Raw genomic sequence first — 6,735 nt, 5'->3', positions numbered from 1 at the left:
GTCCCGCCGACGCCCAGGACGACCGCCGTCGGTTCGGGGGGCAGCTCGTCGAACCCGGCGAGTGCCCCGGTCACCCCGTCGACGTCCGTGCAGTCGGCGAACCAGCCGGTCTCCCGCCTGACGAGGGTGTTGGCGCTGCCGACGATCCGGGCGCGCTCGCTGACCTCGGTCGCGTACCCGAGGGCGGCGAACTTGTTCGGCATCGTCACCGAATACCCCACACGATGGTCGGGAGACGAGTCGACCACGGCGGGCAGTTGCGCCTCCGTGCACTCGATCCGCTCGTAGGTCCACCCGTCGAGGCCGAGCGCCCGGTACGCGGCACCGTGCAGGACCGGGGACAGGGAGTGGTCCACAGGGTGGCCGAGTACCGCGGCCGACCGGGGCGAGCGGTCCGCGGCGCTATCGCCCACTGGACAGGACCCCGTTCGCGATCGCCTCGCTCTGGTATCGCTCGTGCTCCGGGTACTCGTCGGCGAATCGGGTGGTCCCCTGCATGTCGACCGTGACGAAGTACTTCCACTGTCCTTCCGCGGGGTTCTCCATCGCCCGGAGCGCGTCGAGGCCGGGAGACCCGATCGGACCGTAGGGCAACCCGTCCATGGCGTAGGTGTTCCACGGCGTGACCGCGGCCCGATCGGCGTCGGTCGTCGCGATCTCCTGGTCGGCGAGGGCGTAGTTGACCGTCGAGTCGAACTGCAGGCGCATCGGCTCGTCGAGTCGGTTGAGGATCACCCGGGCGATCTTGTCGAAATCCTCGAGTGTTCCCTCTTTCTCCACCAGGGACGCCGCCGTGACCACCTGATAAGGGGTCAACCCGATCCTCTCGGCGGAGGGGACGAGGCCGGTGGCGTCGTACGCCTCGGTCGACGAGTCGATCAACTGGCGGAGGATCTCCACGGGCTCCGACTGCGGGTTGATGTTGTGAACGCCGGGCGCGATCAACCCCTCCAGTCGACGCACCGGGTCAGGGGCGCCGCGGACCTCGTTGATGGCCCAGTCGGGCACCCCGAGTTCGACGGGGTCGGCCTGGACGGCGGCGTCGACGATCTCCTGCGGAAGCCGGCATACCGGTGGGGCGTCCGGCTGGTCGAGGTCCCGCAGGCAGGTCGCGTCGGCGATGAGTGTGTAGATGCCCTTCTCGGTGCCGCCGCCGACCACGACCGTGTCGAGCAGCCGCCCACCGGGATTGACGTCCATGAAGCCGACCCTGCTGCGGGGATCGGACAGGGCCTCGACCGCCGACGCGGCACTCATCTCCTGACGGACCTGGTAATAGCCCGGTTGGATGCCCTCGACCGAGGTCCCGGAAGCTGCGCCCGTGAAGGCCCGCGTGCTGGCCACGGTGCCGATGTCATACAGGCGATCCCCGACCACTCCCAGGGTGTCACCCGGTTCGACGTGCAACAGGGCGGTACCGGAACCCCCGCCCTCGAAATCCGGCGCGGCCGAGATCTCGCTGTTCGTCGCCCGGTACACCATCGCGGCGAAGGCCAGGACCACCCCGACCACGGCCGCGAGGAGTATGAACCGGATGGTGCCACTCGTTCGTGAGCGTCCTCGTGCCGCAGACATCGTGCTCCTTATCCGGTGGTTCAGGGAGCTGCCCGCCGGACAGCATCGTGCGTCGTGTCAGTTTATCCAGCCGGGTGGGTCGGGACGCCCGTCATCGGCGGGCGCGCCGTGAGTCGAGCCATGCCTGGAGCAGCACCACCGCGGCGGCCTGGTCGATCACGCCACGCTGCTGTCGGGTGTTCCTGCCCGCTCCGTGCAGGGCGGCCCCGGCCGTCACGGTGGTGAGTCGTTCGTCCACCGTCTCGACGTCGAGACCCGGCGAGGCGGCGGACAGCGCCGTGACGAACGATCGCGCCATCGCCGTCGAGGCGGTGTCCCGTCCCTTCAACGAGGTGGGCAGTCCGACGATCACGCCGACCGCGTCGTGCTCCTCGACAAGCTCAGCCAGGCGCCTCACCTCCGCCGTCCAGTCGGGGTCACCACTGGCGACCCGAATCGTCTCGACAGGAGTGGCCAGAATCCCGTCGGGATCGCACGAGGCGACACCGATCCGTGCCGTCCCCACGTCCAGCCCGATCCGACGTCCACGGGTCCATCCGGAGGAACCGGTGTCGGATGCCGTCACCCGGCGTCCCTGACGGCGGAGCGCAGGGCGGACACGGCCGCATCGATGCCGGACGGGTCGGTGCCGGCGCCCTGTGCCATGTCGGCCTTGCCACCACCCCGCGCCCCGAGCGTCGGTGCGATGGCCTTGACCAGATCTCCCGCGCGCAGACCGCGCTCCTGGGCGGCCGGGCTCACCGCGATGACGAACGGGACCTTGTCGGAACCCGCGGCGGTGAGGAAGATGACGCCGGCGTCCCCGCCGAGACGGCCCCTGAGGTCCGATGCGAGTGTCCGCAGGTCGCCCGCCGATCCTCCCGGGTCGTCGTGTGTCAGCAGCCGGATCCCGTCGAGGTCCTCGGCCGCCGACAGCAGGTCCCCGGCCCGCGAGGCGAGCTGGGCGGCACGCATCGATTCGAGGGCCTTCTCCGCCTCCCGCAACTTCGCGGTCAGCGCGGCCACCCGGTCGGGCAGCTCCTCGGCCGGTGCCTTGAGCGAGGTGGCCAGGCCCGACACGAGCGCACGTTCCCGGGCCTGATGTCGGTAGGCGTCCATGCCGACGTACGCCTCCACCCGCCGGATACCGGAGCCGACGGAGGCCTCGCCCAGCAGACTCACCGGGCCGATCTGCGCGGAACTGGCGACGTGGGTTCCGCCGCACAGTTCCATCGAGAACGGACCGCCGATCTCCACCACCCGGACCAGCGACCCGTAGTTCTCGCCGAACAGTGCCATGGCGCCCATCCGGCGGGCGTCGTCGAGGCTGGTCTCGATCGTGTTCACGCGATAGTCGGCGTCGACGGCGGCGTTGGTGATCTCCTCAACCTGGGCCAGGACGTCCGCCGGGATGGAACCCGACCAGTTGAAGTCGAACCGCATGTACCCCGGTTTGTTGAGCGAGCCCGCCTGGACGGCTTCCGGTCCGAGGATCTGCCGCAGCGCGGCGTGGACGAGGTGGGTGGCCGAGTGGCCCTGTGTGGCCCCCTTGCGCCACTCCGGGTCGACGGCCGCGGTGACGAGCTGGCCGGCCTCGACCTCGCCTCCCGTGAGGACGCCCTTGTGGATCCACAGCTTCTTGCCGATCTTCTGGACGTCGTCGACCTGCATCTGGAAACCGGCCGTGGAGATCATGCCGCGGTCCCCGAGCTGGCCACCGGACTCGGCGTAGAACGGGGTGCGATCGAGGACGAACTCGACCCTGTCACCCTCCCTGGCCACGGGGACGGATTCGCCGCCGGACACGATGCCCAGGAGTGTGGACTCGTCGGTGAGTTCGGTGAATCCGGTGAAGACGGTCTCGCCCGCGTCGAGGAAGTCGCGGTACACCGACAGGTCGGCGTGGGCGTGCTTCTTGGACCGCGAGTCCGCCTTGGCCCTCGCCCGCTGCTCGGACATCAGGGACCGGAAGCCCGCCTCGTCGACCTGGAGTCCGGCCTCGGCCGCCATCTCCAGCGTGAGGTCGATGGGGAACCCGTGCGTGTCGTGCAGCGCGAAGGCCTGGCGTCCCGACAGGGTCGCCGCCCCCGACTTCCTGGCGTCCTGCGCGGCGCGTTCGAACAGCTGGGTGCCGGACTCGAGGGTCTTGAGGAAGGCGATCTCCTCGGCCACGGCGATGCGTTCGATGCGCTCGTACCCGGCGACGGTCTCGGGGAACGACGGGCCGATCGCGTCCTTGACTGTGGTCATCAACTCGGCCATCGTGTCCCCGCCCGCCCCGAGCAGCCGGACCGAGCGGACGATTCGCCGCAGGAGGCGGCGCAGGATGTACCCGCGGCCCTCGTTGCCGGGGGTCACACCGTCGGCGATCAGCATGTACGCCGTGCGCGCGTGATCCGCGATCACCCGGAAACGTACGTCGGAGGCGCTGTCCGCCCCGTAGGTGCTGCCGGAGAGACGCTCGGCGGTGTCGATCACCGGGCGGAGCAGGTCGGTCTCGTAGACGTTCTCGACACCCTGGAGCAGGAACGCGACCCGCTCTATCCCCATCCCGGTGTCGATGTTCTGCTTGGGCAGCGGGCCCAGGATCTCGAACGCGTCCTTGCCGGTGCCCTCGCCGCGCTCGTTCTGCATGAACACGAGGTTCCAGATCTCGATGTAGCGGTCCTCATCCGCCTCCGGACCGCCCTCCGCCCCGTAGGCCGGGCCGCGATCGTAGAAGATCTCCGAGCACGGCCCGCACGGTCCGGGAACACCCATGGACCAGTAGTTGTCCGCCATCCCGCGACGTTGGATGCGGCCCTCCGGGACGCCGACCACGTCACGCCAGATGCCATACGCCTCGTCATCGTCGAGATAGACGGTGACCCACAGCAGCCCGGGGTCGATACCGAACCCGCCGTCATCGACGGACGAGGTGAGCAGTGACCACGCGTGCCGGATCGCCCCCTCCTTGAAGTAGTCACCGAAGGAGAAGTTGCCGGCCATCTGGAAGAAGGTGTTGTGGCGTGTGGTGATGCCCACCTCCTCGATGTCGAGGGTGCGCACACACTTCTGGATGGAGGTCGCGGTGGCGTGCTCCGGGGTCTCCTGGCCCAGGAAGTAGGGCTTGAACGGGACCATGCCCGCATTGACGAACAACAGGTTCGGATCGTCCAGTACCAGTGATGCGCTGGGGACCTCGGCGTGTCCGGCCCTGACGAAGTGGTCGAGGAATCGGCGCCGGATCTCATGGGTCTGCACAGGGGGCCTCACTGGGGTCTTGAGGAGGTGGTCGGACGACTGCTCAGCCTACCGGCGGCACTCCGGCGTCGAGGAACGGACCGGAAGAGCCTTCGAACGCCCTCGGCACGGACCCCGCCTGCGGGGACCGTGCCGAGGGGACTGCCGGCGATCCGGCCGGCGATCTGACGACGCGCGAGTAGCCGTATCAGCGCGGCATCGGGGGCAGGATGATGCCGAAGTTGGCGGCGGTGATGAACGCCTCCTGGGGAAGCAGACCGAGGCTGTGCGCGCCGGTCCCCCACACGCCCACCGAGGTGGCCACACCGACCAGGGTCGAGAAGATGCTCGCGATTCCGCTCATGATTCCTCCGAAAAGTGCTCGACGACTTGAATGTTGCGCCCGTTCAGACAGGCCTCATGAGTTTCACATATTTCGACCCGGGCAGCTAGGTGGATCCGCGGACGATGCCCCGCAGTCGGGTCAGTCTCGTGCGCAGGTCACGTTCGTAACCGTGTCCGGTGGGCGAGTAGTAGTCCCGACCCACGAGCTCGTCGGGAGGGTACTGCTGCGCCACCACCCCCGCCGGCGACTGGTGCGCGTAGCGATATCCGACGCCGTTGCCCAGCCCCTTCGCCCCGGCGTAGTGACCGTCCCGGAGGTGACGCGGGACCTCCCCGACGCCACCGGCGCGCACGTCGGCCATCGCGGCGTCGATCGCGGAGATGACGGCGTTGGACTTGGGCGCCGTCGCCAGGTGGATGGTGGCCTGGGCCAGGGCGAGGCGGCATTCCGGCAGCCCCACCTTCTGCACGACCTCCGACGCGGCGGAGGCGGCGAGCAGTGCGGTGGGGTCGGCCATGCCGATGTCCTCACTCGCGTGCACCATCAGTCGCCGCGCGATGAATCGCGGGTCCTCCCCCGCGACCAGCATCCGCGCGAGGTAGTGCAGGGCCGCGTCGGCGTCCGATCCGCGGATCGACTTGATGAACGCGCTCGTGACGTCGTAGTGCTGGTCACCGTCACGGTCGTAGCGCACCGGTGCCGCGTCCAGGCTGAGTTCGACCGTCTCCGGGGTCACCACCGCGTCCTCGGCGGCCCCCGCGGCGGCCTCGAGGATGGTCAGGCTGCGCCGGGCGTCGCCGCCGGAGAGCCGGACGATGTCCTCCACGGCGGCGTCGGTCACCTCGAGCGCACCCCCGTAGCCCCGCTCGTCCGCGACGGCCCGCCGGATCACCGTCGCCACCCCCGCCGCGTCCAGCCCCTGCAGCTCGGCGATGAGCGAGCGGCTCAGCAGCGGGGCTATCACCGAGAAGTGCGGGTTCTCCGTGGTGGCGGCCACCAGGAGCACGATCCCGTTCTCGACCGCGGCCAGCAGCGCGTCCTGCTGGCTCTTCGAGAAACGGTGCACCTCGTCGATGAACAGCACCGTCCGGCGGCCGTGGAGTTGACGCGTCCGGGCGTCCTCGATCACCGCGCGGACGTCCTTGACCCCGGCGCTCAGGGCGGAGAGCGCCACGAAGTGCCGTCCGGACGTGCTGGCCACCAGATTGGCCAATGTCGTCTTGCCCGTCCCCGGCGGCCCGTAGAGGATCACCGAGGACCCTCCCCGGCCCTCGACCAACCGCCGCAACGGAGAGTTGGGTCGCAGGAGGTGCTCCTGTCCCACCACCTCGTCCAGCGTCCGTGGCCTCATCCGGACCGCCAGCGGAGATCCCGGGTCGACCTGCGGGACAGACCCCTCCCGCGGACCCGGTCGCGCATCCCCGGCCGCGAACAACCCTGCGTCTTCGCTCACGCGACCCAGGCTACCGACGGACCCCGACACCGCTTGGATGGTGAACATCAGGAGACGAACAGACCGTCCGGGTGGTCCGGCCCGTCGCGATGGGGTTGAGTGGAACCCGCGTGTGCCCCGTCACCACGGGGTAGACCTTGAGTCCGTACCCCTCCCGTCC

Annotated in this window: 5 protein-coding genes and 1 pseudogene; all 6 read right to left on the bottom strand. The window is 69.5% G+C overall.

The window, feature by feature from the left end; genetic code table 11:
• Window positions 1-413 (bottom strand): annotated as a pseudogene (locus IY392_RS07755) (shikimate dehydrogenase); the annotation flags it as partial.
• The gene (gene mltG, locus IY392_RS07750) at window positions 403-1,575 is read right to left on the bottom strand and encodes an endolytic transglycosylase MltG (RefSeq protein WP_194860892.1); all 1,173 of its coding nucleotides are present in this window, start codon (window positions 1,573-1,575) and stop codon (window positions 403-405) included. The gene mltG and the pseudogene IY392_RS07755, both read right to left, overlap by 11 nt.
• Window positions 1,576-1,666: 91 nt before the next feature.
• Complete coding sequence (gene ruvX / locus IY392_RS07745) at window positions 1,667-2,140, bottom strand: Holliday junction resolvase RuvX (protein WP_107756539.1); 474 nt, start codon at window positions 2,138-2,140, stop codon at window positions 1,667-1,669.
• Window positions 2,137-4,797 (bottom strand): alanine--tRNA ligase, encoded by a 2,661-nt coding sequence (alaS, locus tag IY392_RS07740; RefSeq protein WP_182613290.1) that lies wholly within the window; start codon window positions 4,795-4,797, stop codon window positions 2,137-2,139. The genes ruvX and alaS overlap by 4 nt, the downstream gene beginning before the upstream one ends.
• A gap of 187 nt (window positions 4,798-4,984) precedes the next feature.
• Window positions 4,985-5,140 (bottom strand): hypothetical protein, encoded by a 156-nt coding sequence (locus IY392_RS07735; protein ID WP_017836862.1) that lies wholly within the window; start codon window positions 5,138-5,140, stop codon window positions 4,985-4,987.
• A gap of 85 nt (window positions 5,141-5,225) precedes the next feature.
• Entirely contained in the window at window positions 5,226-6,605 is a 1,380-nt protein-coding gene (locus IY392_RS07730; RefSeq protein WP_375292901.1) for a replication-associated recombination protein A, read from the bottom strand.
• Between the last annotated feature and the right edge of the window lie 130 nt (window positions 6,606-6,735).

Source organism: Dietzia sp. SYD-A1 (assembly GCF_015356725.1).
Lineage (GTDB): Bacteria > Actinomycetota > Actinomycetes > Mycobacteriales > Mycobacteriaceae > Dietzia.
Note: the sequence above shows the minus strand (reverse complement) of the source record. Positions and strands in the feature narration are given on the sequence as shown.

Bases quoted from the DNA above. Each gene is read 5' to 3' on its own strand.
- IY392_RS07735 (WP_017836862.1), bottom strand. From the start codon at position 5,140: ATGAGCGGAATCGCGAGCATCTTCTCGACCCTGGTCGGTGTGGCCACC.
- mltG (WP_194860892.1), bottom strand. From the start codon at position 1,575: ATGTCTGCGGCACGAGGACGCTCACGAACGAGTGGCACCATCCGGTTC.